The sequence below is a fragment of the Lysinibacillus sp. NPDC095746 genome (assembly GCF_044763535.1).
Classification (GTDB): domain Bacteria; phylum Bacillota; class Bacilli; order Bacillales_A; family Planococcaceae; genus Lysinibacillus.
The window spans coordinates 28,606-54,923 of the sequence record NZ_JBIWGL010000030.1; the positions used below are offsets into that span (position 1 = coordinate 28,606).

General features: G+C 37.2%; 25 protein-coding genes and 1 pseudogene. 7 read left to right on the forward strand and 19 right to left on the reverse strand.

The window, feature by feature from the left end:
• Window positions 1-15: 15 nt before the first annotated feature.
• From fabG to ACIQ7N_RS19110, 11 genes are all read right to left on the reverse strand, one after another.
• Window positions 16-747: a 3-oxoacyl-ACP reductase FabG gene (fabG, locus tag ACIQ7N_RS19060; RefSeq protein ID WP_402935023.1), complete on the reverse strand. Its 732-nt coding sequence runs from the start codon at window positions 745-747 to the stop codon at window positions 16-18.
• On the reverse strand, window positions 731-1,642 hold the full coding sequence (gene phaZ / locus ACIQ7N_RS19065; protein ID WP_402935026.1) for an intracellular short-chain-length polyhydroxyalkanoate depolymerase: 912 nt from the start codon (window positions 1,640-1,642) through the stop codon (window positions 731-733). Before phaZ ends, fabG begins: the two co-directional genes overlap by 17 nt.
• A 12-nt stretch (window positions 1,643-1,654) precedes the next feature.
• Window positions 1,655-2,659, reverse strand: coding sequence for a 3-oxoacyl-ACP synthase (locus ACIQ7N_RS19070; protein ID WP_402935029.1), 1,005 nt, complete (start codon window positions 2,657-2,659; stop codon window positions 1,655-1,657).
• Window positions 2,656-3,675, reverse strand: coding sequence for a branched-chain amino acid ABC transporter permease (locus ACIQ7N_RS19075; RefSeq protein WP_402935032.1), 1,020 nt, complete (start codon window positions 3,673-3,675; stop codon window positions 2,656-2,658). Before ACIQ7N_RS19075 ends, ACIQ7N_RS19070 begins: the two co-directional genes overlap by 4 nt.
• Complete coding sequence (locus ACIQ7N_RS19080; protein WP_402935035.1) at window positions 3,672-4,544, reverse strand: branched-chain amino acid ABC transporter permease; 873 nt, start codon at window positions 4,542-4,544, stop codon at window positions 3,672-3,674. The genes ACIQ7N_RS19075 and ACIQ7N_RS19080 overlap by 4 nt, the downstream gene beginning before the upstream one ends.
• Window positions 4,545-4,559: 15 nt before the next feature.
• Window positions 4,560-5,267 carry an ABC transporter ATP-binding protein gene (locus tag ACIQ7N_RS19085; RefSeq protein ID WP_402935038.1) on the reverse strand — a complete coding sequence of 236 codons (708 nt, stop codon included), beginning with the start codon at window positions 5,265-5,267 and terminating at the stop codon, window positions 4,560-4,562.
• Window positions 5,242-6,018 carry an ABC transporter ATP-binding protein gene (locus ACIQ7N_RS19090; protein WP_402935040.1) on the reverse strand — a complete coding sequence of 259 codons (777 nt, stop codon included), beginning with the start codon at window positions 6,016-6,018 and terminating at the stop codon, window positions 5,242-5,244. The genes ACIQ7N_RS19085 and ACIQ7N_RS19090 overlap by 26 nt, the downstream gene beginning before the upstream one ends.
• Window positions 6,019-6,109: 91 nt before the next feature.
• The gene (locus ACIQ7N_RS19095; protein ID WP_402935043.1) at window positions 6,110-7,351 is read right to left on the reverse strand and encodes a substrate-binding domain-containing protein; all 1,242 of its coding nucleotides are present in this window, start codon (window positions 7,349-7,351) and stop codon (window positions 6,110-6,112) included.
• Window positions 7,352-7,743: 392 nt separating this feature from the next.
• Window positions 7,744-8,562, reverse strand: coding sequence for an alpha/beta fold hydrolase (locus ACIQ7N_RS19100; RefSeq protein ID WP_402935046.1), 819 nt, complete (start codon window positions 8,560-8,562; stop codon window positions 7,744-7,746).
• 269 nt (window positions 8,563-8,831) lie between these two features.
• Complete coding sequence (locus ACIQ7N_RS19105) at window positions 8,832-12,020, reverse strand: BTAD domain-containing putative transcriptional regulator (RefSeq protein ID WP_402935049.1); 3,189 nt, start codon at window positions 12,018-12,020, stop codon at window positions 8,832-8,834.
• A 421-nt stretch (window positions 12,021-12,441) separates the two neighbouring features.
• Window positions 12,442-13,107 (reverse strand): GrpB family protein, encoded by a 666-nt coding sequence (locus ACIQ7N_RS19110; protein WP_402935052.1) that lies wholly within the window; start codon window positions 13,105-13,107, stop codon window positions 12,442-12,444.
• 146 nt (window positions 13,108-13,253) lie between these two features.
• Between ACIQ7N_RS19110 and ACIQ7N_RS19115 the strand changes: the two genes are divergently transcribed.
• Entirely contained in the window at window positions 13,254-13,802 is a 549-nt protein-coding gene (locus ACIQ7N_RS19115) for a GNAT family N-acetyltransferase (RefSeq protein ID WP_402935055.1), read from the forward strand.
• Between the two features lie 524 nt (window positions 13,803-14,326).
• On the opposite strand, the gene ACIQ7N_RS19120 is transcribed toward ACIQ7N_RS19115, so the two are convergent.
• The gene (locus ACIQ7N_RS19120) at window positions 14,327-15,307 is read right to left on the reverse strand and encodes a diaminopimelate dehydrogenase (protein WP_402935058.1); all 981 of its coding nucleotides are present in this window, start codon (window positions 15,305-15,307) and stop codon (window positions 14,327-14,329) included.
• Window positions 15,308-15,589: 282 nt separating this feature from the next.
• Between ACIQ7N_RS19120 and ACIQ7N_RS19125 the strand changes: the two genes are divergently transcribed.
• Complete coding sequence (locus tag ACIQ7N_RS19125; RefSeq protein ID WP_402935061.1) at window positions 15,590-15,880, forward strand: hypothetical protein; 291 nt, start codon at window positions 15,590-15,592, stop codon at window positions 15,878-15,880.
• Between the two features lie 6 nt (window positions 15,881-15,886).
• On the opposite strand, the gene yeiL is transcribed toward ACIQ7N_RS19125, so the two are convergent.
• Entirely contained in the window at window positions 15,887-16,549 is a 663-nt protein-coding gene (yeiL, locus tag ACIQ7N_RS19130; protein ID WP_402935064.1) for a transcriptional regulator YeiL, read from the reverse strand.
• A gap of 99 nt (window positions 16,550-16,648) precedes the next feature.
• Here yeiL and ACIQ7N_RS19135 point away from each other — a divergent pair, with 99 nt between their 5' ends.
• Window positions 16,649-17,800 carry an MFS transporter gene (locus ACIQ7N_RS19135; RefSeq protein ID WP_402935067.1) on the forward strand — a complete coding sequence of 384 codons (1,152 nt, stop codon included), beginning with the start codon at window positions 16,649-16,651 and terminating at the stop codon, window positions 17,798-17,800.
• Between the two features lie 70 nt (window positions 17,801-17,870).
• Here the strand turns inward: ACIQ7N_RS19135 and ACIQ7N_RS19140 are convergent, their stop codons facing one another.
• The 3 genes from ACIQ7N_RS19140 to ACIQ7N_RS19150 form a co-directional block, all read right to left on the reverse strand.
• Complete coding sequence (locus ACIQ7N_RS19140; RefSeq protein WP_402935095.1) at window positions 17,871-19,016, reverse strand: oxalate decarboxylase family bicupin; 1,146 nt, start codon at window positions 19,014-19,016, stop codon at window positions 17,871-17,873.
• 67 nt (window positions 19,017-19,083) lie between these two features.
• A complete protein-coding gene (locus ACIQ7N_RS19145) occupies window positions 19,084-19,425 on the reverse strand; it encodes an O-methyltransferase (RefSeq protein ID WP_402935070.1) in 342 nt (113 codons plus the stop codon).
• Entirely contained in the window at window positions 19,418-19,609 is a 192-nt protein-coding gene (locus ACIQ7N_RS19150) for a hypothetical protein (RefSeq protein WP_402935073.1), read from the reverse strand. The genes ACIQ7N_RS19145 and ACIQ7N_RS19150 overlap by 8 nt, the downstream gene beginning before the upstream one ends.
• 923 nt (window positions 19,610-20,532) lie before the next feature.
• On the opposite strand from ACIQ7N_RS19150, the gene ACIQ7N_RS19155 reads away from it, so the two are divergent.
• From ACIQ7N_RS19155 to ACIQ7N_RS19165, 3 genes are all read left to right on the forward strand, one after another.
• On the forward strand, window positions 20,533-20,724 hold the full coding sequence (locus tag ACIQ7N_RS19155; protein ID WP_402935075.1) for a hypothetical protein: 192 nt from the start codon (window positions 20,533-20,535) through the stop codon (window positions 20,722-20,724).
• Window positions 20,725-21,067: 343 nt separating this feature from the next.
• Window positions 21,068-21,337: a CPBP family intramembrane glutamic endopeptidase gene (locus ACIQ7N_RS19160; RefSeq protein WP_402935078.1), complete on the forward strand. Its 270-nt coding sequence runs from the start codon at window positions 21,068-21,070 to the stop codon at window positions 21,335-21,337.
• Between the two features lie 326 nt (window positions 21,338-21,663).
• A complete protein-coding gene (locus ACIQ7N_RS19165) occupies window positions 21,664-22,080 on the forward strand; it encodes a YjdF family protein (protein WP_402935080.1) in 417 nt (138 codons plus the stop codon).
• Between the two features lie 367 nt (window positions 22,081-22,447).
• On the opposite strand, the gene ACIQ7N_RS19170 is transcribed toward ACIQ7N_RS19165, so the two are convergent.
• Window positions 22,448-23,875: an aminotransferase-like domain-containing protein gene (locus tag ACIQ7N_RS19170; RefSeq protein WP_402935083.1), complete on the reverse strand. Its 1,428-nt coding sequence runs from the start codon at window positions 23,873-23,875 to the stop codon at window positions 22,448-22,450.
• Between the two features lie 107 nt (window positions 23,876-23,982).
• On the opposite strand from ACIQ7N_RS19170, the gene ACIQ7N_RS19175 reads away from it, so the two are divergent.
• Complete coding sequence (locus ACIQ7N_RS19175; RefSeq protein WP_402935086.1) at window positions 23,983-24,585, forward strand: LysE/ArgO family amino acid transporter; 603 nt, start codon at window positions 23,983-23,985, stop codon at window positions 24,583-24,585.
• Window positions 24,586-24,937: 352 nt separating this feature from the next.
• Here ACIQ7N_RS19175 and ACIQ7N_RS19180 read toward each other — a convergent pair whose 3' ends face one another.
• Entirely contained in the window at window positions 24,938-25,615 is a 678-nt protein-coding gene (locus tag ACIQ7N_RS19180; RefSeq protein ID WP_402935089.1) for a DUF3885 domain-containing protein, read from the reverse strand.
• A gap of 335 nt (window positions 25,616-25,950) precedes the next feature.
• Window positions 25,951-26,223 (reverse strand): annotated as a pseudogene (locus ACIQ7N_RS19185) (GNAT family N-acetyltransferase); the annotation flags it as partial.
• Window positions 26,224-26,318 lie beyond the last annotated feature (95 nt).

The window sequence follows — 26,318 nt, forward strand, 5'->3', positions numbered from 1 at the left end:
TTGAAAGCCCCCTTATCACATCATAATTGCTCCATCCACATGAAGCGTGTGACCGTGGACATAGGAAGCCTCATCAGATGCTAAAAATAAATAAGCATTGGCAATATCTCTAGGTGTTCCTAATCTTTGCAATGGTACGATGGAGCGCATTTGTGCTACCACATTTTCTGGCATTTTTTTCACCATATCTGTTTCTGTAAAGCCTGGTGCAACCGCATTCACGTTGATGCCTTTACGCCCCAATTCCTTCGCCCATGTTTTGGTCATGCCAACAATAGCGGCCTTTGTGGCAGCGTAATTTGTTTGGCCAACATTGCCATAAACACCGCTAACAGAGGATGTATTAATAATTTTTCCCCCACCGGCAGCAATCATATGTGGAATTACTTCTTGTGTACACTGAAATACTCCAGTCAAATTCACATCAAGCACCTGTTGAAACTGATCTTCCGTCATTTTTGTTAACATTGCATCACGAGTAATTCCTGCATTATTCACTAAAATATCAACTCGGCCCGTATGCTCTATAACCGTTGTCACTAACTTCTTGACACTTTCCCTATCTGCAACATTTACTTGCACAAATAATGCCTGGTCACCTAATTGCTGGGCAGCTGAAATACCTGCTTCTTCATTAAAATCTGCAATGACAACGAATGCACCCTCTTCAATAAATCGTTCAGCAGCAGCATAGCCAATCCCGTTCGCTGCTCCTGTAATAATGGCAACTTTATTGTTTAAACGCATAATTTTTTCCTCCAATTTCTAAAAATGCTTCAATTTCAATTGTAAGCTGTGGTAAATCATCAATTAATGGAGAGTGACCGCAGTCTTTTAAACTGACGAATTGTGCATTCGCGCCTAAATCGAGCATTGTTTCTTCATTCATTCCTTCTGTTATGACATAATCACGATCCCCTCTTAACACTAAAACTGGAATGGTAATGTGTTGAACTTCATGAGTACCCTTGGCGACCTCATGATTAACAGCACTTATATTGAAGACATTTAATGCATGATAAACTTCAGCTAAATTTCGTTGTGTCAACATATCCTCCACATATGACTGATAGTGTTCCGGGCTAGGCTGATTATGCGTGTATATAAGTGCGTTCCAGACCGACTGTAAGCCTTGCACATTTTTCGAATCATAGAAGCCCTGTACTAATTTTGTTTTAAATGTATCGACAAGAACTTCTTCATAGGTAAATGCCCTTTTTAATGCAGCTTGATTGCCAGTACCTAAATCCGTGTAAAATGGGTAACCTCTCGTAGATGCCGAAGCTAGTAAAATAAGCTGCTGACAATAGCCTGGATACTGTGCGACAAACTGCATACATACAGCTCCTCCCGTTGACCAGCCAATCATGTCAAACTGTTTCAATTGAATGACGTCCACAAAAAGCTTCACATCATCGCTAAAATCTTTAATCGCAGAAATTGGTTTATGATACGATGAACCACCAAAACCTCGTAAATCCAGTGCATAAATTGTATATTTTTCATCCAACGCATCAATTAGAACGTCCCAATGTTTGGAGGATGTCATATTGCCATGAATAAGTAATAAAACTCGTTCTCCCCCTTGGCGTTTACGATAAGCAATCGTTTCTCCATTAGATAGCTGAACAGTTTTTAACATCGCATTTCCCCCTTATCCCCATCGAATCGTAATAGCTCCCCATACATAACCAATACCTGCACTAACAAGTGTGACGATGTCTCCATCATGGATACGGCCTTCATCTAACGCCAGCTGCAATGATACTATTTGGTCAATCTGTCCAATATGACCATACTCTCGTAAATATATGGATTGCTCCTGCTGCAAGCCGAGTTCAGATAAAATATAGTCATGAGCTGATTTTTTCATATGAAGCATCGCTAAATAACGAATATCCCCTTCATTTAATCCACTTTTCGCCAAGGATGTTCGAATTACCTTTAAAAAATTACTTAAAGATTTTTGCTCTAAGCGCTCCTTCATCCCAATTGGATCGATCACATCGAGTTGATACAAATTATTTTCTAAATCAGAAGGCGTTAAAGGTTTTTTTGTACCACCGACAGGCACGACTACATCCTCTGAGAACGAGCCATCCGTCATAATATCCGCCTCTAATAACCGATTTTTGTCATAGTTTTTTTGTAACAGGATAGCGCCACCACCAGCTGCTAAATTGTACATAAAGCGTGTTCGAGGATTGCTATAATCGATAAAATCAACATTTCGATAGCCACCAGCTAAGAGGATCGTCTGAACGGAATCATCCGACGCCATTAAGCTTTTCGCTAGTTTTAGTGCCATAATGGTCGTGCCACATCTTAATTGCACATCGAATGCCCAAGCATTTACGGCCCCTAGCTCCTCCTGCATTTTTATCGAGGCAGTCCACAAGGGATACTCCTTATGCTCCTCTCCCATATAAATGACAACATCAATATCTTTCGGGTCGATTTGTGCTTTGCGTATAGCATCCTGCGCCGCCCATATCCCCATTTGAACTGTATGATCTTGCTCACCAGGAATAGGCTTTTCATAGATGCCCATTTTTTGTCGAATAATATCCTCTGGAATATTGGAAAGCCTCGCAATCTCTTTAGAAGTCATTTTCGTTTGTGGAATATAGATTCCTGTGCTTACAATGCCTACTGTCATTCAAATCGCTCCTTCTCCTGCGACGGGACAACCGATGTTTGATTTTTGTCCTTATGCTTTAATCGCCATTTCCAAAACATCAAGCGCAGTGATCCAATAATTCCTTTTGGGAAAAAGATAACAGCTAAAATATAAAGAATTCCAAAGAAGATAATCCATCGTTCAAATATTGGATAATCACGAGCTAACCCCGATAGTGCATGCTGGGCATATTCAATAACAGCCGACCCTAATAAAGGTCCAACTAATGTGCCAACACCACCAATAATCGTCATTAATAATGCATCAAGCGTAATGTCCATTGTCATCACACTCGTATTGACAAATCGTAGTGACACAGCATATAAGGAGCCTGCTAAACTTGCAACGGTTCCAGCAACAATTGATGCAATCACTTTATAGTACAAGGTGTTATAGCCTAATGATTTTGTTCGTTGTTCATTTTCTCGAACAGCAATTAAAATTCGACCAGTTGGCGAGTGAACGAAACGATATAGCGCAATAAAAATAACGACTAAGCATGCTAGCACGATGAAATAAAACGTCATTCGATCTCTAAACATTTCGGGTGCTCTAAACGTAAAACCATCATTTCCGTATGTAACAGAACGCCATTTTTCTGCCACTACTAAAAATAGTCCCGAAAAAGATAATGTCAGCATCGCAAAGAAATGACTTTTTAATCGAAGTGTCAATAATCCTACTAAGAAGCTAATAAACCCCGCTAGCAACATGCCTACTACGATTGATAATAAAAATGTTGCAAGTGTTGGCTCCATTTGTTTCAGCATAACTGCCGTTGTGTAGGCACCTAAACCAAAAAACATCGCATGCCCGAACGACACAATACCTGTATAGCCAAGGAGAATGTCATAGCTCATCGCTAAAATACCGAAAATAAAGATTTGCGTTAATAAAATGATGAGCGTCCTTGAATCATTAACGAAAGGGAGAAGTACTAAAATCGCTACTATGAGGAAAAAGCATAGATGCTGCAATGATAGCCTCATTGTCATGTCGATCTCTCCTTTCTCATAGCAAATAAACCTTGTGGACGGAAAATTAAAACAATGGCCATTAAAATCATATTGACTGCAAGCGATAGCACTGGCACATAATAAGCCATAAAGCTACCTGCTAAACCAACTAATATAGCTGCCAGTAGCGAGCCTGAAAAACTGCCCATTCCTCCGATTACGACAACGATAAAGCCTAAAATCGCATACTCCATACCCATTTCCGCATAGATGACACCTGAATATGGAGCCATTAACATACCACTAAGTGCTGCTAATGCCGCGCCAACCATGAAAACATATAAAAATACTCGCTTTATATGAATGCCAAGTGCCTGTGCCATTTCTTTATCCTGTACACCAGCCCGAACGATAAGCCCAATCTTCGTTTTCTTTAGCATGTATTGAAAAATAGCGAAAATGATAAAACCTACAACAATAATAAATAATCGATATTTTATAATAATAACGTCTCCAATTTCCCAGCTGCCTGCTAAGTAGCTCGGTGTTTTCACTGCCACACCATTTGGACCAAAAACAACTTTAATCAACTCCTGTAGCACAAGCATCAGCCCTAATGTAATTAAAATTTGCTGAATATGATTGCCATACACAGGTGTGATAATTAATTTTTCAGTAATGAGCCCGAGTAAAGCTCCTGTTACGATGGCACCTACAACGCCAATGAGAAAGCTCTCAGTGAATATATACGTAAATATGCCAGCATAAGCCCCCCAAACAAATAACCCCCCATGAGCAAAGTTCAAAACATCCATTAATCCAAAAATTAACGTCAGACCTGCCGCCAGTAAAAAAATTAACATGCCAGTTGCCAGGCCATTAATGAGTAGATTGACGAATAGCTCCAATAAGTACACCACCTTTTATCCGATTCCAAGATATTTTCGTTTTAATTCTTCATGATGGATAAGATCCTGCATGTTGCCCGAGTGAACTGTTCTACCATCATCGATCAACGTATACGTATCACCAATTCGGCTCGCCATTATAAAGTTTTGCTCAACAAGAATGATGGACGTTTGTTTTTTCATTTCAACAATGGCCTCCATTACTTTCTCTACTACTATCGGCGCTAGTCCTTTAGAAGGCTCATCAATCAACATTAATTTACTATCATTGATAAATGCCCTTGCCATGGACAGCATTTGTTTTTGACCACCCGAAAGATGTCCACCAGCCTTCTTCCAAAATTTCTTTAGATCTGGAAAAAGCTCTAGCACATAATTTTGTCGCTCGAAAGTAGCCGTATCTTCTTTACGCATGGCCACTTTCATATTTTCCTCAACTGTTAAATCTGCAAAAATCCCTTGGTTTTCTGGTACATAGCCTATTCCTAATTTTGCAACTTTATAGGTCGGGCTTTTCTTAATAGATTGTGAGCGGAATTCCACCTCTCCCTTTGAGGCAGGCGTTAGGCCCATAATCGTTTTTAAAGTGGTTGTTTTGCCTGCACCATTTCTACCAAGCAGTACACTTACTTGCCCTTCCATTGCCTCAAAATTGACCCCTTGCAAAATATGATATTGACCGATATATGTGTGGACATCATTTAATTTCAGTAAGGTGTTCATCGTACAGACCTCCTAAATATGCATTTTGTACGGTTTCGTTTTTCATGATGTCCTCCGGTGTTCCATCTGCAAGAAGCTGCCCACTAAATAGCACCATAATCGAATCCGACAAATCTAGAATCATATCCATCTTGTGCTCAATGAGGAGAATGGTTTTATCACCTTGATTTTTAATCGTGCGAATCACCTCTAAAATCGTCGGCACCTCCTCTAAGGACATGCCTGCCGTTGGTTCATCAAGTAAGAGGATTTCCGTATCAAGTGCTAACAGCATCGCAATCTCAAGCTTTCTCTTTTCCCCATGGGACAGCATTGTCGTGAGCGCATCTCTTTTATTGTCAAGCAAGACGAGTGATAATAGTTCCTCTGCTTTTTCTGTAATCGCCTTATAGCTTTTATAATGGCGAAATAATTGGAAACGAACTTTCTCCTTGGATTGCACAGCCAGACGGACATTTTCTAATACTGTCAGGTTCGGGAAAACATTCGTAATTTGAAAAGAACGCCCTAGCCCCATTCGCGTTCTTTCAATCGCTGATTTTTGCGCAAGCGATTGTCCCTTAAAATAGACATCCCCGGCAGTCGGCTTTAATTCTCCACTAAGTAAATTAAAGAAGGTTGTTTTTCCAGCTCCATTCGGTCCAATAATTGATTTCAAATGTTTTTCTGGCATATTAAAATTCACCTGGTCGACAGCTGTGTGTCCGCCAAAACGAATAGTTAAGTTTTCTGTTCGTAAAATAGGTTTCATCGTATTCTCCTTTCAAGTACTTCTATCTCTCTTCACCCATTCTCATTTGAAAGTGGGTGAAGAGAGACAGAAAAATATCTGTCTCGTAATGTCACTTATTCATAATTGGCGGTGCCGTTTCTTCAGGGCTAAGCTCACGAATTAGCACCGGTACCGGATAATCTACACCATCTTGTTTTTCCAGACGGATAGAATACATCGACTGTAATGCTTGATGGTCTTCTTTTCGGAAAGTCATCTTTCCTTTAGGCGTTTCAAATGACATCCCCTCCATAATGCCGATAAGTTTTTCTGCATCCGTATCACCATCTGATTTTTTCAGCGCATCTACAATTGAGATGGCTGCAGACATGCCTCCTGGCGTAAATAAATCCGGAACTTCATTGAAGCGTTTTTTATGTTCCTCGACTAACCATTTATTGATATCATTTTGTGGTAACGTATGATAATAAACGGAGAACCCTTCCATACCAATTAACGGATTCATAAACTTTAATGCAATAATATCTGGTGCACCCGTTGAAATTTTTATGCCCTTTTCTTGAATTTTCAAATCTGCAATTTGATTCCACGGTGAGTTTGCACCTGCCCATACAACAAATAAATAATCTGGTTTTTTATCAATTACTTTTTGCAAATTGGACGTAAAATCAGTTGCTGCTGGATCTGCATATTCCTCTAAAACAATTTCTGCGCCCAGCTTTTCCGCAGCAGTCTTAAATGCCTTCACCCCATCCCAGCCAAAAGAATAATCCGGTGCAAACGTTGCAATCTTAACACCCTTTCCTGCAATCGCTGCCGCCGCTGCATAAGCATCTTGGGAAGAATTTCGACCTGTACGGAAAATATACTTATTAAATTCTGAGCCCGTAATGCTATCCGCTACTGCCGGCTCCACCACCATAATCTTTTGGTATTCCTCCGCCAGAGGTAGAACAGCAAGCGTATCACCTGAGCTAGAGGAGCCTACTAAGAAATCAACCTTGTCATCTTCTAATAGCTTTGTCGCTTTTTGTACCGCAACCTCAGGCTTTGTTTCTGTATCTTCATAGACAATTTCTATTTTCTTACCGTTAACTTCCATCGTGCCTCCTGTAGCATAATCAATCCCTAATTCAAAGCCATTCTTTGTTTGTTTCCCATACGACTCAAGGGCACCCGTCAATGACGCAAGCACGCCAATTTTAATCGTGCCCCCTCCCCCAGCAGTCCCCTTTGTCTCATCCTCTGAAGCCTTACCATCTGTTGAATTATCCTTCGCCCCCTCTGAATTACAAGCCACCATCAACATCGTCAGCATCAATAAAAGCATAAATAACCAATGCTTCTTCATCCCAAAACCCCTTTCATCCTGATTTAAAAATAGAAAGCGCTTTCGTTGCTATAAAAACACTATATAAAACTTCAGTTACAAATTAGTTACAACATAGTTGGGTACTGTCGCGAAAGTGTGGGAAACTTTTTTAAGATTTATCGAGAAATTTTGATTGTTTATCGACCAACTTTTAAAAAATATCGACATTTATGTACTCAAATCTTAGCTGCAGCCCTTTTTTGAAGCAAAGTGAGATTTATCGGAATAAAATTGTTTTTTATCGGAACAATTTCTGATTTTATCGGAATGTTTTATCGATTTATCGGAATCTTTTAGAAATTTACAGTTTTCTGAGCGTACATAAAAAGGACTCACCTAATTTGGTGAATCCTTATAGTTAGCCCTAAAGATTAATTATTAAATTCTTCTACCCGCTCCAACCATTCACTCATTAGGCTCGTAAACAATTCCGCTTGTTCAATTTGCAAGTTATGCCCGGCCTTATCTAAAATTGTGAAGGCTGCTCTTGGGAATTTATCTAAAATGGCAAAAGCGTCCTTATAGCCAACTATTGAATCCTGTTTACCCAGCAAAAATAAGCAAGGTTTATCAAATAAAATTTCATCTATAGGAAAAGAAAAACGATAGCTTCCTTGGATTTTTTCTAAAAATTCTACATCTGCGTTTCTTTGACCTGCTAACACTTCATTAGTATAGCGATGACAATTATATTCATCTAAAACAACAAGATGTGAGCTAAAATCCTCTAGTTCCTCTTTCGTTAATGTCGATAAAAATTCTTTATCCGCCGAGACAATACTTTGTTCTGGCACTGTTCGGCTTTGTTTATCAGGAATAATCAACGGACAAATAAACGCTGCCCCTAAAATTTGTTCAGAATACTCCCTCAAAATTCCTCGCACTAAATACCCACCATATGATTCTCCTACCAATAAATAACGTTCATTTGGTATTAAAGTGTGTATTAGTTCTACTACGGCCTCTAGCATTTCATCAGAATTATCGATCTTTTCGTAGTCTGTCGTTTTGCCCATCCCTGGAAGGTCAATATAGATTCGTTTCCAGCCCTCCCTTTCTGCAAAAACAGGCTCCATACATCCCTTCATTAGTTTATGGTCCGGCGAATATCCATGGAGCATAACGATTGGTGTTCCGGTCCCTATTATTTCATAGTAAAAATTCGCCTTACTTACCTTACAAAATGACATAGTAGTTCCTCCAATATTTTTATAATTCTTATAGGAATCGGTTGATTGGCGTGAGAGACTGGGTGACTCCTTGGGGAAAGAGGACCGAAGAAAAAAACATCACATCCTGTAATAATGCCTTCGTAATCCACATCCGTCCGCTGTCGCTTCGCTTTCGCACAAAAAACATCTGTTGCTACCGCTACGTTACACTACGCTTTCGCACAAAAAACATCTGCCGACCCAAGCGGATCATCGGACGATACCAGGAATCTTTGCCCTAATTCGTACTAGCCCATTATTAAATCATAAACTACCATCGTCGATTCCATCGGTGTTGTATTTAGTTCATTTTTTAATTGCTGCACACATTTTTCATACCATTTTAACGCAAGGGAGCGGTTTTGTAATTGATAGTAACTATACATCAATAAGCGATAACCTTCTTCCCATAATGAATCCTCACGTATCATTCTTTCTGCATAATAAATAGCTTGCTTATAATTTTGTTGTCTCGTCGCATTTTGTGCTAATCTTTCTAGTACTTCAATATATAATGACTGTAACTTTTCACGATCCTGTATAAGCCAATCTAATTGTTTTTTTTCAGCATAAAGTGCATCCGTATAGCTTGTTTCAGCAAGATGCAGCCATTCGTTTGATAATTGCGGATCGAATTCCTCCATCCCTAATTCATAAAAGTAATGGAAGCGTTCGACATCAATTTGCAAAATTTGAATTTGCTGCAATTGGTACATATTATTTTTACGCTGAATAAAAAAGCTGTCCTGACGCGCATTTCTATTTGGCTCAAGAACTTTTAATAACGTATTCAATACAACTTTGAAATCCCGATCTAGTGAATTAACATTCCGCTCTGGCCATAATGCCTGTGCCATCTCTTCCTTTGGTGCAAAACGGTGGCGATGACAATATAAATAGACGAAGAGCTCCTTCGATTTATCGCGCTGCCATTCTTTATCTTCTAGCTTTCGATGATCTCTTATTAAATCCAAGCTTCCGAATAAATTCACCCGCACTTCCTCATGCGGATAAACAATATTGTCCTCTACTTGAAAATAGTTACGCATTGCTAAAATAGCGGCATTTTCTCCATCACATTTTCTACTAAATTGTAAAAGCTCATAAAAAATTATCCGATTTTGCGGACCGAGAATGGTCTTCCTTTGTAAAAAGTAGTCATAGCCATTATTGATGCATAACTGGGCAAACTGCTGAAAATAATGATTGAATTGTTGAAGATTATGTTCTTTGAAGGCAATGACAGATTGAAAGAATAGGACATGCATCTCACCATTTTGATCGCCACAGTCGTGGAATAGTTGCTGTGCCTTTTTTAATAATTGCCGCGCTTGTGCAAATTCCTGTTGTGAAATAATAATTTTAACCTCGGCGATTAATATAAGAGCAGTCATCCATGCATCTTGAACTTGCTCCGTTTCCCGTAATGCAAGTGCTACATATTTTTTAGCAGAAACAATATCTCCTTGCGCATGTTTGACAATCGCTAGTCCCATATACGGTTCGGCCTTTACGCGAGAAATATTAATGGTATTCAGCAATGTAAGGGCTTTTTCATAAGCATTGCAGGCTCCTTGATAGTCCGGAAAATCTATTAATAGTAAAGCATGTGCCTTGCGAATATAACCAACCGCCTCAATAAAAACTGATTTTTCCTGAAACCCCCTACGAATCCCATGCTGAGCTGCATACCATGCATCCTTCCCCAGCCCTAATAACGCATAGACAAATGATGCCAACAGCTCACTCTCTCTATGTGTCGCGACAAGCTGTGGCGGCAATTCCAACCGCTGCGTCAGCAATTCCTTTGCTTCTAGTAGCTGCCCTGTTCTTAACAATATCCGAACATCGACATTTGCTCTTTGTAGCACATCCTCCGTCAAAGCAACCTCACCTATAAAAATTTGTGCACCTTTAGCCTTCCCTAAATTCACCAAATTTTCTGCATATTGACGTTGCAATTCGAGAAGTTCCTCTTCATTTAACGGTGTATGATTCGCTAGCTCTAATGCCTTTTTCAAATATGGCTCTGCTAATGCTGGCTGGATTGTATCAAGATAAATATGTGCTAAACCTGCTTGCGATTTCGTCATAAAGAGATAATCATTCTTATTTTCCGCGATGCTTGCACAATGTTCATAGGACTGCTTCGCTCTTTCATAATAAGCACGATAGCGGTGGCACTCCCCTTCAAAATAATATAATTTGTAATATTTCGATTTTTCATCAGCTGAAAATCGATTTATTTTTTCTAATAGCCACTCAAATTGCCCTGCACGAACTAGACTTTCAGCATGATTTTGTAATAATTCACCACAAAAATCCTGTTCATCCGTTTTAAATGCATGATGAAGAACAGCTTGTATATTGTGCTCTTTTACATAATACAATGCTGCTTGTTTATGTAATGCAATATATTGTGAAGCATTTTGTCGCCATTTTAGCTCTAAAAAGCGAATGAACAATGCATGAAAACGATATAAACCATCCGTTGTGATCGGTTGAATAAATAAATGTCGCTGTACAAACAGTTTTAACGCCTCTGCTATTTCCGAACCATAAAATTGTGCAATAAACTCCTCAGAAAATGTGGGAAAAATCGCCAGCTTTAGTATCGTCTCTTGCTCGAATGCTGACATTTTAACATAAACTTCCTCTGATAAATAGGTGAATAGATCATTAGTAGAGACATTTAACCAATGCTCTAAGGATTCATTGTTCCATTGCTCTGCTAATAAAGAAATACTAATTGCCCAACCTTCTGTAATTTCTAAAACCTTAGATATTTCTTCTTCTGTTAAATGTACTGTTACATATTCCTCGAAAAAAACAGCGATCTCCTCTGAAGAAAACACTAATTCACCTTCTGAAATAACGAGTAATTTTTTTTGTAGCTTTAATTTTCTCGTAATATCCCAATTCGGCAACGTTCTAGAGGCGATGATAAAATGAATATTCGGTGGTGAAAACTCAATTATCTTTTCCATCACATAATTAATATGAAATTCATGATCGACAAGATGGTAGTCATCAATGACAATTAAAATCGGCACTTCGATTTCACATAAACTATTGACAAATAGCTTAAACCAACGATTAAGTTCCTCTATTTTCGGAAAACGGGATAATTGATTCCATGCATCAAATTCTTGACCAAAGCTCGGAACAATACGTTTGATACTAAAAAATAAATGCCTTAAAAACGGCAATATATTATCATCTTCCTCCGACACACTATACCAGGAAAATTTGCTTGATTGTGCATGTAGAAATTGTGTAAGGATGGTTGTTTTGCCATACCCTGCTCCACTGTGGATTAGTGTGCAAGAATGGTTTAGGCTTTTTTTCAATATTTTCATTAATATAGCTCTACTAATACAATGATTGGAAGGACTCGGTGGAATACACTTTGATTGAATAATAATGTCTGTAGTCATTTGGTAATAACCTCCCCATTCAACTGGTTATGTAAGGTTTCAAGTCTTCAAAGCATAAACTCTTTTAAATTATAGACTCATCATTATAACGTGGGGTTGATTACAGTTCTGACTGGGCGCTTTGTTTGCTGATGCTTCGCTTACGCACAGAGCAAAGCTTCCTGGGACATCGGATGTCTATGACGCTAATTCTCTAGTAGTCACCCAATCTCCACTCCAATCAACTAGTATATATGGCATACTTATAAACTCATCCTAAACTTTTTATGCGTTTTAAAATCTAATAATTTTACGAGAAAACTCACGTATCGTAATTGTTGCTAAAAACAAATTACGAGAGGAGTCACCGCTTTATACTCCGCGCAATATTTTACTACTATTTTTTCACGTTTCTTTACCATAGACGAATGCGGCACAAAAATTATTTGTCATATTTCTTAAACTCAGAAGTTTCCATAAGTCTTTGGAAAAAGATATCTTTAGCTTCCCTATAGGCATCCATTGATTTGGCTTCATATTCTTGCTTCAATTTATCATATGCATCTCGATATTTATTATTTGCCAATAAAACTTCTCTAAACTTCCAAAAGAAATCAAACTCAGAATCAATTACAGTTAATTGAACTCCTAAAGGAGGTATAGTTGTATCATCTTTAAATGCCCTAAATGTATCCGTTTTGACACTTCCATCATTACTTTCATATAAATTAGATAGAAGTTCTACTGCATTCGAAAATTGTTCAGCACTAACACGTACTTGGATGTCTAAATCACCTTTAGTAAGGCTATTCGGAATTGCTGAACTACCAACATGCTGGATATCAGCCTCTGGTAGAAATTCTGTTATTTTATTTTTGTGTATCAAAAAAGTTTTCTCAGCTTTTTCATGAAATAGTTCACTATTAAAAAAATTTACTTTTTCCATATAAAACTCCCCCCAATTACAAAGCGGTACATTAGCAATTCCAATCGGCACTTTATCCTTTATTTTACCATCATATCCCACTTTTACCTTATCGCCAACATGAAATATTTCATCTGGATTCTTCGCAAGATTTTCAATAATTTTTTTGCATTCATCTTCCATATTTTAGGAGAGTCGTACATTAATATAGTTTGCATTTATTATTACAATCCATAAAATCAAAATTTACCGAGGCATAATTGATTAAAAGGAGATAAATTCCATATATCGAATATACTATATAAGAATAGAATAGATGAGGTGTTCGATTGAATAAGATAAGAACAGAAACAGAAAGATTAGTTATTCGATTAATAGAAGAAAGTGATTATTCTACTTGGCTTACCCAATATGAAAGTCGTTTACCTTCTCAACATAAATACGATGAAGGTAAATTAGATATGAGCATCTGTACGAAAGAATGGTTTCGTGATTTAGTTACTAAACATCATCAGATGGCAAAGAGTGACAAAGTATATGTATTTGGAGTGTTTAGAAAAGTGGACAATACTCATATTGGCTTTATAGACTTTTCGACAATTATGAGGGAAGAATTTCAATGGGCCAGGTTCGGATATACAATTCATAACAACTTTTGGAAACAAGGTTATGGTAAAGAAGCTGTAAAAGCAGCCATTGCTCTAGCGTTTGAAAAATTAAAGTATCATCGAGTTGAAGCTCACATAAACCTTGATAATATAGCATCTATAAAGTTAGCAGAAGGTGTTGGGATAATTTATGAATGCACGAGGGAAGGATTCATATACGAAGACGACAAATGGACTGATCATCTAGTTTACTTTATAAACGCAAAGTAAGCTTATAAAGTAGACAAGAATAATACTGTTTCTCGTACACACTCTCATAAGAAGAAAAAGTCAATCTTCTTATATAAAATGTTAAGGAAAGAGAGCCGTTAGCTTACGAAAATCAAAGATTCAACTTTCAAAAACGTGAATATAATTTTCCTTTTACAACCGTTTGGGCGGTGGTTTATATGTATGCTCCCGAACGGTTATTGGAAAAATCCGCCTTACATATGTGGAGCGATTCGTTCACTTACAAGGGACAAATGTGTTTCAGCCAACAAAAATACCGAACTATTCAATGAAACGCTTTTGAAGTGTTTCGGAATAGTTCGGTTTTTCTAGTAATCGTATTTTGTTAATTTAGAGATTATTCGGCTTTATGAAGGAACGATTTAGTTATGTCCCAGCTCCTTAATAGATAGTTAAACCTCTTTCAGCCGTAGTCTCACCTCACTAAAAGGTGTGTAATTTACTTTTCAGCAGTTGTACATCCGCCGGAGGCTTTAACTTCTTTCAGTGGATGTTTTTGATTATTATAAAAGTTCTTTACGTAATTCAGCAGCTGATTTTGATGATAACAGACCGAATGGGATATCGAATACTGTTTTTGCACCTTTGTCTCCTGCTTCGTTTAAGCGATAAGCTGCACGTGCAAAAGCTACTAGAACACTAGAGGTGAAGTTTGGATTACTCTCAAGCTTTAATGAGAATTCAAGAATTTGTTTGTCGTTAGCGCCGCTTTCACCACTACGAATTACGAATCCACCGTGTGGCATGCCAGTGTGGTTTGCTTTAAATTCCTCTTCAGAAATAAAGTTTACTGTAGTGTCATACTCATCAAAATAATTCGGCATCGTCACAATTTCTTGCTCAACTTTTGCAGCATCTGCACCTGCCTCAAGAACAACCCAGCATTCACGTGCATGTTTTTCACGCGTTGTCAGCTCAGGATTTTCACCATTGCGAACACGGTCTACAGCCTCTTTAATTGGTAATGTGTATTGTACAGCATTGCTAACACCTTCGATACGACGAATAGCATCTGAATGTCCTTGACTTAATCCGTCTCCCCAGAAAGTATAAGTTGTACCCACTGGTAGAACTGTCTCCCCGAGTATACGATTTAATGAGAATAAACCCGGATCCCAGCCAACTGAAATGACTGATACTTTTCCAGATTTTTGAGCTACTGCATCGACTGCCTCGAAAAACTCAGGAATTTTCGCATGTGTATCAAAGCTATCAATTGTATTAAACCATTGTGCGAAATGTGGTCCTTGCTCTGGTAAATCTGTAGCTGAGCCACCACATAAAATCATTACATCAATGTCATTTTGGAATTTTTCAGCATCATCTACTAAATATACACTTGCATTACTTGCGATGTTTACAGTTGAAGGATCACGACGTGTAAATACCGCTACTAATTCCATATCTGGATTTTGCGAGATAGCATACTCTACTCCGCGACCTAAATTTCCATAACCTACAATACCTACTCGAATTGCACCCATTAAAAATTCCTCCTCACGATTACGTGACTCTGTGAAACTTTTCACGTTAAATCTAATTACAATAATACGTTTTGTTAGGAAAATTCACAATAGTTCGAGTACGTGTTTTTCCCTTGAAATTATACAAGTTTTCTATGATTTCTATTCGTTAATGGCATGAATACGGTTACATTTTACAAATCTAACGACTAACCTTTAAGTTTTCGTTAAAGCCTTGTAAATTGAGACTATTCCGACCGTATGTCTTGTACAATAACATTAACGACAAAGGGGGCATGTTGAATGAAAGATAATTGTTATTCACCAAGCACAACAATGGAACAAGGGAAATTACTCACTCGTCCAATCCAAAATGCACAAAAATCTACTACAGCTTATATCGAAACTGAAGCAAAGCACAAAAAGATTCCACCGAACACACACCAATGTTTAAGGGTTATACCTTTTGGCGTTATGGAGGAAACCTCAAATATCTCCACACAAAACCAAAAAGTCAATGAGGCTTCCTTTTACCATAGCGGAAAGGACATAGTACGTTGGTTAGTAAAAAAAAGTGAATACAATAAGCAATAGCACTCCTCACAGTATTTCCTGTGCCAATTCGGCAAGACGCTCTTCATTCAAAATGTGATAGCCATTCTTTTTCTTCTCTAAAATTTTTTCTTCACAAAATTGCGCAAGTACATATAATAAATGTCGATAGGAAACCCCTAAATATTCACAGATTTCAGTATGCTTTTCTTTATAAACTCCTTGATCTGACGAAAATTGAATAAATGCAGCCAGTCGATTTTCAAGTGGAAATGCTTGATTTTGTGTATATTTTGACGTCATTTTGAACGCCTTTTCCCCTAAAAACACACAAAGTTTACGCAAAAATAGTACATCGGTGAGTAACTTTTCTTTGCAGGACTGTGTAATCGAAAAACAAATCGTCTCGGTTACTGTCTGAATCCCCTTCGTATATCTTGCCTCATTAAGCAACTCAATTTCCCCCATAAAACGTGGTGCCTCCAAGTAATCGATAAGCGAGACCTTGCCATTTTTGTGTGTCATGTATAGCTTTGCCTTTCCTTCGATCATGTAGTATAGCGTATTTGGAAATGACCCTTCTTGAAAAATCCATTCACCTTTGTCAAACTTACATATTTCGAGAAATGGATCAATTTCAAAAGAAAAAAAATCATCTATTGGATATTTATCAAGATAATAAGAACGTTCTTCAGCTGTCAGTATATGCATTATTTTACTCTCTCCTCCGAAATGTGAGATATCTCACATTATTGTAACGATGAACGTGCTATTATTCAACATAGTTAAATTGGAGGTACAAAAAAATTTATGAACAATCAACGATGGCTTTCTCAAAATTTCTTTGCATTTTTCTTTACATGGGGTATTTTCTTACCTTACTGGACTGGTTGGCTTGTAGATGCCAAACATCTTACTGTTTCACAGGCTAGCGTCGTAATGGGCTGTGGTCTTTTAGCTCGAGCAACATCAAATCTATTTTTCTTCCCGACGCTTGCAAAATATGTGAATAATAAACGACTCATTAGCATTCTTGCAATAGGTGCACTAATCACAACTTTACTTTACATATTAAGCACGAGCTTTATCTCGCTTCTTATCGTTACCCTTTTATTTAGCGTTTTCTATCCAGCACTGCTTCCAGCCGTTGAAAGTAGTGCAGCAACGCTCGTACAGCATGGAAATGTACACTATGGCAAAAGCCGTTCCTATGGTTCCCTTGGCTTTGTCATTGCAGTATTAATCATTAGTATGCTGACAGGTGCATTTGGCAATGACATTATCTTCTGGAGTATGGTGGTCGGCCTGATCGGTATGCTGTTAATGCAACAAATGGCTACACCAAAAGAGTTACTCGTTGTACCAACGAAAGAACAACGTGCAACATCATTGTCGATGAAAACATTATGGTCTATTAAAGGCTTCCCTATTGTTTTATTAGTCGTTATTCTGTTGCAAGGCGCACATGCTTCTTATTACAGCTATGGTTATATATATTTAGGGGATTTACATGTTGATCCATTCTATATGGGAATGATTATTAACATCGCCGTTATTTGCGAAATTTTATACTTTATGAAGGCTGATACATTATTTAAAAAATGGAGCTCATCTTCTTTATTACTATTAGCAGCAAGTAGTTCTTCGCTACGTTGGTTACTTATTTACCTATTCCCTAATGTCTGGGTATTTATCGCTTCTCAAACATTGCATGCATTTTCTTTCGCTCTCGCACATTTCGCTTTTATCGGCTATTTAACAAAAACATTGCCGAAGGAGCAAATTCCGAATGCGCAAGGCCTCTACTCTGCATTAGCAATGGGATTAAGTACAGCGATCCTTACATTTTTAGGCGGCTATTTATACGAGATTTCACCTGGGCTATCATTTGCAGCAATGCTTATTTGTACTGTTCCAGCTATCGGTATACTGCTTGCAACTAGAAATAAATATCAATATTAAAAAATGCGGGTAGGAAAGGTCTTTGATCTTTCCTACCTGCATTTCTAAATGCTCCCCTTGGATATGCTATTTATACAACTGGCCATTTTTCCTTTCTTAATACGTTAAGAAGTTCAGGACCAATCTTTAAATTGCTTTGGACTAGCTCAGATGGAGTAAGGGCCATCCATTGATTTAACGAAACATCCTGAAATCTATCACTTTTAAACATTTCAAGGAACCATAATGTCTCTATGCCAGTATTCTCAATGTAGTGACCATTTGCAAACGGCACGTACCCTACATCTCCTGCACGATAATCGAATGTTCGAGCCACACCATTTGCAGCAAACACTGTCATACGCCCTTGACCTTGAAGGTAATATTGCCATTCGTCATTATTCGGGTGCCAATGCAGCTCTCTCATTGCACCAGGCTTAATCTCGACAAGCGCTGCGGCGATATTTTTTGAAATAGGAAAGTTTGTTGAATCCACAATTCTAACGCTACCACCAGGAGTTTTAATAGGAGTTTGGGCAAGCAGGCGATGCTTGAAGGTTTGAGGGACTGTACCGTATGGGGATTGTACTTTTTGTGTGTCAAGAGGTCCTGGAACCTTATCTTGATAAATATAGACCTGTTCTTTCGGGATATGTTTAAAAGCACTCAAAGAAACACCAAAGTTAGAGGACAGCACATCTTTAGGAGTATGAGCAAACCAATCAGATATTGAAAATGTACTGAGATCTGAAAAATGTCCATCATCAAACACCAGTAAAAATTCACAGCCATCATCAAGACCCTGTATGGAATGCGGAATTCCAGGTGGGAAATACCATAAATCTCCCGGTCCTACATCAGCAATGAAATTACGCCCATTTTGATCGACTGCTGTAATGCGTGCATGACCAAGAAGCATATACGACCATTCTGCTTGTTGATGCCAATGCAGTTCACGTACTCCACCTGGTGTCAAACTCATATTAACACCTGCCAATGTAGTGGCGATTGGCAAATCACGAACAGTAATTTCTCGAGACCAGCCGCCATGTTTTAAAACCATATGCGTATCAGAAAAAGAGAATTTTAAATTTGGTACAAGTCCAGCATCTGTTTTTGGAGGGACTAGCAAATTTGGATTTTCTAGATCCCTCATAAAATCTCTCGGCCCTTTATCAACCCACCCCGCCCCGTCTTTCCGAATAGGCTGCGGAACATAAGAATAGCCCTCTGGCATGTTCTCCAATGATTCACCTCTTCATAAAGAAATCGTTATGTAAATATGTATGGATTTTTTACTTGGATTATTCTTTCCCTTTCTGCTTTGTTGCAAGGATAGCAGAGGATGTTGGTGTTAAATAGATTTCGGTAGCCCTTAATTCCTTATGATTTAACCAAAAGTCCCTAACCTTATCAGGCTTCCCTCTCCATTCTTCTGGAAAATGTTCTTCTGGTGTAAAATCGTCCATCACTAACATACCTCCAACTGCTAATGCATCCAATAGTTGCACGCCTTCAATCGTTTTAGCAGCTGCTGCATCAGCAAAAATAAATTGAAAAGGACCTTTCGCTATCACTTCTTTCCAGTCACCTACAAAAAATTCTGCCTGCTGATGACGAAGTGTTTGAGCAGTAGCATCAAGCACTGCCTACCCCAAAGCCAGTTCCGACTTCAAGGATTGTCCCATGTGTGATTTGACCAACAAGCACTGACAACAATCTTCCTGCCTCATCTGAGCAAGAATGCTCGAAATCATGTCTTTGTGCTAACATTTTACATGCCTTCACCATTTCCGGAATATATGTATTGGAGCGATATTTCGATACCATAATGACCAACCACCTTTACGATTTCACACTATATATTCGCTTTTTCCCTTAAAATCCCTTTGTAAAACATTACTTCCTTAAATAAGGGTGCGATGCAGTTTTTCATAAATTTATTTCTTTTTCAAAGCTACTAACGGTTTTAGCCTGACGCCTCCTTAAAATGCTTAACCCTTTTTTATTATTCCTTTTTAACCATATTTACAGTTGGAATGTTATCGAATAATTTTACATATATTTACTTCGGGATAGCTTACATTATGCATCGCCCCTAACGTCATTGCAGTTTGCTATCCCACTGATATTTTAATTTCCTAGATAAATAAAGTATTCATAGCATAAAAAAGTTAAAATTGTGTAGTTGTACCATGCATGTAATATCTATTCTTTTTATTTTCGTCAGTGGTATACTCAACAAATTAAAAGATAGTTGACCAAATTAATAAATTAAATTTTAGAGCGCAGTTTTAATCGCTCTTTTTTGATTTAATACCTCTTTCATTTAGTTGCTGTAGCGTATGATGACACAGCGGCTATTTTCATGATAAAATTTACATATATTACATAATGAGATACTAACATGGAAAATGATACGTTAGTTTGTAAGGCTTGTGTTTGTGATTCCTTCGCACAAGGTGAATGAGGCGGATCTATGGCAAATGTAAAACCCATTAAGCTCGATATGGTCCATTTTTCGAGCTCACCACTAATTTTGATTATTTGTACGAATTGCGGAGAAGTAGCTTCAATGAAAGTTAAGAAAGTTGAGAAGTTTAAATTACACACGTATAAACCCGCATTTATCCCACCACCTATAGGAGTGGTAGACTTCTGTAGCTGACGCTTCGCCTTTACTACAAAAAACATTTGCTTCAAAAAGTTAAAGAAAATCCGTTCCATATCTAAAAAATAGGAGGTATATATAAATGCATTTTTTCCAAGTCTTTTTCCTTACTTTATTTTTAAGTGTCGTCAGCTTTTTTGCTTTAGGTGCAGTAGGATTCCTTGAATATATTGATGGTATACTAATGTCTATTGGGCTAATTATAGTTACTTTACTTTCTATTATTATGAGCTTATTAGTGAGCATTAATAGACAATTAAAAAAGAGAGTGTAAATGGATAAAACGACAAGAAAGGAAGATCTTTTATTGGTACAATTAATTCACCAAAACCAATCCTAGAAAAGAGATCTTCCGCTACACATATCGGACAGTGAGTTTTTAGTTGTGCGATTTTCTTAATCGCAACTGGAAATAAGCACAATAAAAACTCATTATTAAAGAAACTACGCTAAGCCATTATTACATAATGAGCATATATTTCACTAAAATAATTTAGCATATTTTTGGATATATCCTACCAAAAAAACAAGTTCAAACATTAAATATTTCACCTTGTGTAATTTACCCCAAGCACGCTCACTTCACTAATTCTAGAATATATGAATATAAATGAGTTTTGTTTAGGGGAATTATTCAAAATTTACTACTTGTATTTCTAGAACACCAATGGACTGCCATTATCATTACAACTTTGTTGTTCATAGGGATGCATATTCAATACTTCAAAAAACCTATAATGTTAATAAATATAACCGTTCCAAGTTTAATTTTCGGATGGATCTATTGTCAAACAAACAATATTTTAGTACCTTTCCTTGTACATTTTTTGATGAAAATCGGAATGACATTATTATTCAAATACAGTTTAATAAAAGTTAAACATTAAAATATACACGAGATTAATAAGACTTGTCGACGAAATAGCTTGAACAATTAATTCCTATCAAAAAATGGTTCATGCCCGATTCTTCACTTTAATTAATTATTCTTTTCTCAAAAGGTTACGTCTGAAAAGAGCCACCAAGATCAATTAATAATTTATAGCGGAATCATAAATTTTCCATTACAAATAATAACAAATCGTTTATAATACTATTTGAATGAAAAAACACGATTCGGTTGGTAGTCCGGATGCATCCTTAATATGATGTCAGTAACCTTCCCCTCCTCGGGATGTCCATCATTCGATTTTACTATGAGGAGGGACCTACTATGAAACTAACCATTTTTTATGATGGCCAATTTTATATAGGGCTAATTGAAACCATTTCCGAAAACAAATACAAAGCATACAAGTATACTTTTGGGAATGAACCTAAAGATCAAGAAGTCTTTGATTTTGTAAATAAAGATTTGTTGGATTTTATCAAAAATAATGATAAGCATGATGGAATACCAATCCAACAAATTAAAATGAAGAAAATCAACCCTAAAAGGCTTCAAAGAAAAGTTGCAAAAGAACTAAGAAATCCAAGTATCACCTCTAAGGCCGAGGAAGCGATAAAAGCAGAATTGGCACTTAGAAAAAAAGAAAAATCTATTACCAGTAAACGACTTAAAGAAGAACGCAAAGAATATATTCGGAATATCAAAGTTCAAAAGTCTAAAAATAAACATAAAGGTAGGTAATATCATTCTTTTTACTGACAACTAATGTTGTCAGTTTTTTTATTAGGGATTTGCTAAACTTTTAATATTCTCCCACCTTTTTCTGTAGTTATTTCAAAGTTAAGCTAACTTTGTCAAATTTATCTTCCGCCAAATCTACAATTAAATTAATTAATGTTCTAATAACCAGCCATTTTTCGTTTATCCGTCCACCTACCCATTTAATGCCTTGCTCAAAATATCATTATTTTTTCATCGGGAACGACGCTGATCCATGCCATGAATCACTCTCTTGTCTACAGCATTTATCTTTCATACCCGTAAGATGAGTGTGGTTTTTGTCACAGGAAATTCAAAAAGCGGGCTTCTTTAGAATCTACCTAAAACCTCATTTTTTCTTGCTTGCAATTTCAAATAGGATATTTAAGCCTTTTTCCAACTCTACTTCTGTTCCATAGGCATATGATAATCGAATATGCTGAGTATCTTGCGGATCGTAAATATAGCCAGGATTAATAAGAACTTGTCGATGCAATAGCTTGGTGAATAACTCTTTATCTACGATTGGCTCGTGAAACTTTAGCCAAATATAAAAGCCACCTTTCGGCTTATCCCAACTAGCAATTTCCCCAAATTTTTCTTGTAATATACCCTCAACAAAATTGGCCCTCCGCATTAATTCTTTCCGCAAACTCTTAATATGCTTTTCATACTTCCCTGATTGCAACCAATGCAGCACAATTTCCTGTGAGATGGCGCTTGATCCGTAATCTGTTTGCATTTTTATATCTGCTAATCGCTCAATTACTGTAGTTGGACCGATTAACCAGCCAATACGAAGTCCGGGGCTTAATGTTTTCGAAACACTGCCAATATAAAGGACTTGCCCGCTTTCATCCATTGATTTAATTGGTGGCGTTGCGGCTTCAAAGAGCAATTCATGATAGACGTCATCCTCAATGATAGGAATACGAGATTCTTTACACGCTTGATATAGTTGCCTTTTTTCAAACGACGTCCATACACCACCAGTCGGATTGTTTAAAGTGGGAACAGCATAAAATACGGCCTGCCTTTTTCTTTTCTTTTGGGCTAACGTTTGTGCGAGCTGTTCATCACGATTGATAGACAGCATTTGCATACCTACAGACTGGAAAGGATGGACTGAATTTAAATAAGATGTCTGTTCCTGGAATACGATAGAACCCTGTTCAAGAAGTCCTACAGCAATCAACTGCAATGCTTGAAGTGCACCAGATACAATACAAACATTTTGTGGCTTTGCATGGATCCCTCTTTTTTTCACATATTCACAAATCGCTTCTCGAAGTTTATCGCTACCTTGTGGTGATGAATAGCCTAAAGCTTTCGGCTGCAAAGAGAGCTCTTTCAAAGAAGCTTCAATTTCAGTGGTGGGCAATAAACTAGGTGCTAGCTCGCCAGTGCCCAATCGAATGATATCATCGCGCTGCTCGTATTCATTGATTAATTGAATGGTAAGATAATTGGGCTTATGGAGACTTGTGTCTATGTACTTTTGCCAATTTGGTTGTGTTTGTACAATTAATGAATCCCAGGAATTTTGTGCCACATAAATACCTGAACCTACTTTCGATTCCAATATTCCTACCGCTTTTAATTCTTCTAACGCCTGTTGAACAGTACTACGGTTTACCCCAAACTGCATCGCTAGCTGTCTTTGTGTCGGTAGCTTTGTTCCTGCCACCCAATCCCCTTGTTCAATATGTTCAGTAATCCACTGAATAATTTGCTGCTGTAATGTCATTTCTCCCTCTCTACTTGGTTGCCAGCTCATCCGTATCACCTCAAACTTTCGAAATTGGATGGCTTAAAAACCATCCAATTGGTCGTTTTCTTTTAGTTATAACATATTTAAAATGTTTAGTGAAAGGAGGAATTTCATTGGAAGCATTTCTACATGGAATGATTTTAGCATTTGGACTTATTTTGCCCCTTGGCGTACAAAATGTCTTTGTCTTTTCCCAAGGTGCAACACAGCCCCATCTAGTTCGTGCCTTACCCGCCAGCATCACTGCCTCAATTTGTGATACGCTTCTAATACTACTTGCGGTATTTGGTTTATCTATAATTGTGTTGCAATTTGAGTGGTTACGTATCACCTTGATGAGTGTAGGGATACTTTTCTTACTCTATATGGGCTATACAATTTGGCGCTCAAATCCTGCATCTACCGATAATAACGAAGCACTTCCTGTCAAGAAACAAATTTTATTTGCAGTTTCGGTCTCTCTCTTAAATCCACATGCTATTTTAGATACAATAGGTGTTATCGGGACGAGTGCTTTAAAATATAGTGGGACGGAGCAAATGTTGTTCACTGCATCATGTGTTTTGATTTCTTGGTTATGGTTTTTCGGTCTTATCATTGCTGGAGCATCCTTAAAAAAACTGGATAACTCTGGTAAGCTTATGAATATTTTTAATAAATGCTCAGCGATTTTTATTTGGGGAACCGCTCTCTACCTTGTTAGTGGTTTACTATAATTTATGTCATAAAAAACACTCAGGATCCTGTTTTTATGCAAAGCGAAGAGTTGAGTAAGGCTCTTATATTTCTCGATCCTAAATACAATGAGCTGAACTAATTTCGATAGAGTTCAGCTTTTATTTTTGTTTAAAGATATTGGAGGTATATTTATAGTATCTGTAAATTTAACTCCCATGAAAGAACTTAATCATCTTTCATTTTCTGTGGTGTAGCGCTGGTTTTTGCGCTACATGGATGGCTAACGGAGTAGAGCAGTTTTAAAAGCGAAGTATTCCTGGAGTACATATGTACCACTTCTTTCCAAAAACAAGTGATTATAGAGGTTGTTAAAATTACGTAATGAAACTCTTATTTAAAACGTATAATAATTTCTTCTCGTGAGTATTCATCAATCCAATCTCCATATTTTTTATATAAAGGGTATATAGTTTCTTTATTAGTTGCGATGACCTCACACCCTCTATCATCATAAATAAAAAAGATCACATTTTTAGTCATATTTATAAAAAACACATCTGGATAGTTTGAACCTGGCCCCCATTTTTTATCAAACCTAGGTTTTAAGGGGAAATCCTCATTACACGCTGCTTTAATAAGCAATGGAAATTTCAAATCTTGTTTGCGGCACTTTAGGGAAAATCGACAAGTATAATAATCGTCAACTTCATCAGCATCAAATACATACGGTAACGTTTCTTGTCTTAAATGGCATTTTAATTTTTTATTTTTTACATAGCGATCATAAATCTTTATTCGATTTTTCTTAATTGTATTAGACCTGTGCAGATAAACATTCGTAACCAGAATAATTTCATCCAAATCAGAAAAAAGTTCGTTGAAAATAGACAATGCTTGACTGTAAACGCAGTCAAACCTTTCGCGATTCAGACTACCATCATCTTTAAGCTGATAAATCCCTGTCCCTAATTCAAAGTGAATACCAATACTCCATTGATGATAAAGACTAGGTGCCAAAGTAAGCCCTGGAAAAGCATTATGTAAATATTGACCTACATCTATCGTCATTCACTCCATTCTTTCTAGTGATTACTATCATTATTACACTACCCTGCGCCGTTAGTAAAACGTATCTATCAAGAACCCCTTGTTACCAAGCAATGGTTATTAAGTCAGGTTTAACGAACTCTATTACAAATTTAGGTGATGGGCAAAATATATACTGTTGATAAGAATCTTCTTTTGTAAGAGAAACGCTAATCTTATTTTCCGATCATTCGTGTTCATAGTACACCTTCTATTCTTACTTTCTCTCAACAATAACTGGAATTTTCTGCATTTTACCAAACTAATCTCTAATTATCTTCCCATTCTACTAGCTTTCACCCAAAGTGCTATAGCATTTAATCTAATTTTTTTACAAATAAAACTCTGTCTTGATTTGGTCCGTCATATTCGGAATTTACTGATAGACCATCAACAATTCTATCTCCATCTTCCATTTCAAAACCCATCTTCGTATGATAGGCAATCGAAGCTTTGTTGACAGGTGACGTTATACATCGAACAATACTTCGATTATTTTGTTTTACAACATAAAAAAATTTATTGTATAATTGTTGTCCAATATGATGCTTTCTGTACTCAGGATGCACTCCAACAAAATGAATATACGCTATAAATGTCAACACCTATATGTACATTTTTGCTCGTTTAAGGATGTACAAAATTACTCGTTTTCCGAGGTTAAATGATGCTTTAATCGGTATGA

What these genes read in the sequence shown, in the direction of transcription:
- fabG (WP_402935023.1), bottom strand. Translation starts at nt 747, where the DNA reads ATGCGTTTAAACAATAAAGTTGCCATTATTACAGGAGCAGCGAACGGG.
- phaZ (WP_402935026.1), bottom strand. Translation starts at nt 1,642, where the DNA reads ATGTTAAAAACTGTTCAGCTATCTAATGGAGAAACGATTGCTTATCGT.
- ACIQ7N_RS19070 (WP_402935029.1), bottom strand. Translation starts at nt 2,659, where the DNA reads ATGACAGTAGGCATTGTAAGCACAGGAATCTATATTCCACAAACGAAA.
- ACIQ7N_RS19075 (WP_402935032.1), bottom strand. Translation starts at nt 3,675, where the DNA reads ATGACAATGAGGCTATCATTGCAGCATCTATGCTTTTTCCTCATAGTA.
- ACIQ7N_RS19085 (WP_402935038.1), bottom strand. Translation starts at nt 5,267, where the DNA reads ATGAACACCTTACTGAAATTAAATGATGTCCACACATATATCGGTCAA.
- ACIQ7N_RS19090 (WP_402935040.1), bottom strand. Translation starts at nt 6,018, where the DNA reads ATGAAACCTATTTTACGAACAGAAAACTTAACTATTCGTTTTGGCGGA.
- ACIQ7N_RS19095 (WP_402935043.1), bottom strand. Translation starts at nt 7,351, where the DNA reads ATGAAGAAGCATTGGTTATTTATGCTTTTATTGATGCTGACGATGTTG.
- ACIQ7N_RS19100 (WP_402935046.1), bottom strand. Translation starts at nt 8,562, where the DNA reads ATGTCATTTTGTAAGGTAAGTAAGGCGAATTTTTACTATGAAATAATA.
- ACIQ7N_RS19105 (WP_402935049.1), bottom strand. Translation starts at nt 12,020, where the DNA reads ATGACTACAGACATTATTATTCAATCAAAGTGTATTCCACCGAGTCCT.
- ACIQ7N_RS19110 (WP_402935052.1), bottom strand. Translation starts at nt 13,107, where the DNA reads ATGGAAGATGAATGCAAAAAAATTATTGAAAATCTTGCGAAGAATCCA.
- ACIQ7N_RS19120 (WP_402935058.1), bottom strand. Translation starts at nt 15,307, where the DNA reads ATGGGTGCAATTCGAGTAGGTATTGTAGGTTATGGAAATTTAGGTCGC.
- ACIQ7N_RS19125 (WP_402935061.1), top strand. Translation starts at nt 15,590, where the DNA reads ATGAAAGATAATTGTTATTCACCAAGCACAACAATGGAACAAGGGAAA.
- yeiL (WP_402935064.1), bottom strand. Translation starts at nt 16,549, where the DNA reads ATGCATATACTGACAGCTGAAGAACGTTCTTATTATCTTGATAAATAT.
- ACIQ7N_RS19135 (WP_402935067.1), top strand. Translation starts at nt 16,649, where the DNA reads ATGAACAATCAACGATGGCTTTCTCAAAATTTCTTTGCATTTTTCTTT.
- ACIQ7N_RS19140 (WP_402935095.1), bottom strand. Translation starts at nt 19,016, where the DNA reads ATGCCAGAGGGCTATTCTTATGTTCCGCAGCCTATTCGGAAAGACGGG.
- ACIQ7N_RS19150 (WP_402935073.1), bottom strand. Translation starts at nt 19,609, where the DNA reads ATGGTATCGAAATATCGCTCCAATACATATATTCCGGAAATGGTGAAG.
- ACIQ7N_RS19155 (WP_402935075.1), top strand. Translation starts at nt 20,533, where the DNA reads ATGCATTTTTTCCAAGTCTTTTTCCTTACTTTATTTTTAAGTGTCGTC.
- ACIQ7N_RS19165 (WP_402935080.1), top strand. Translation starts at nt 21,664, where the DNA reads ATGAAACTAACCATTTTTTATGATGGCCAATTTTATATAGGGCTAATT.
- ACIQ7N_RS19170 (WP_402935083.1), bottom strand. Translation starts at nt 23,875, where the DNA reads ATGAGCTGGCAACCAAGTAGAGAGGGAGAAATGACATTACAGCAGCAA.
- ACIQ7N_RS19180 (WP_402935089.1), bottom strand. Translation starts at nt 25,615, where the DNA reads ATGACGATAGATGTAGGTCAATATTTACATAATGCTTTTCCAGGGCTT.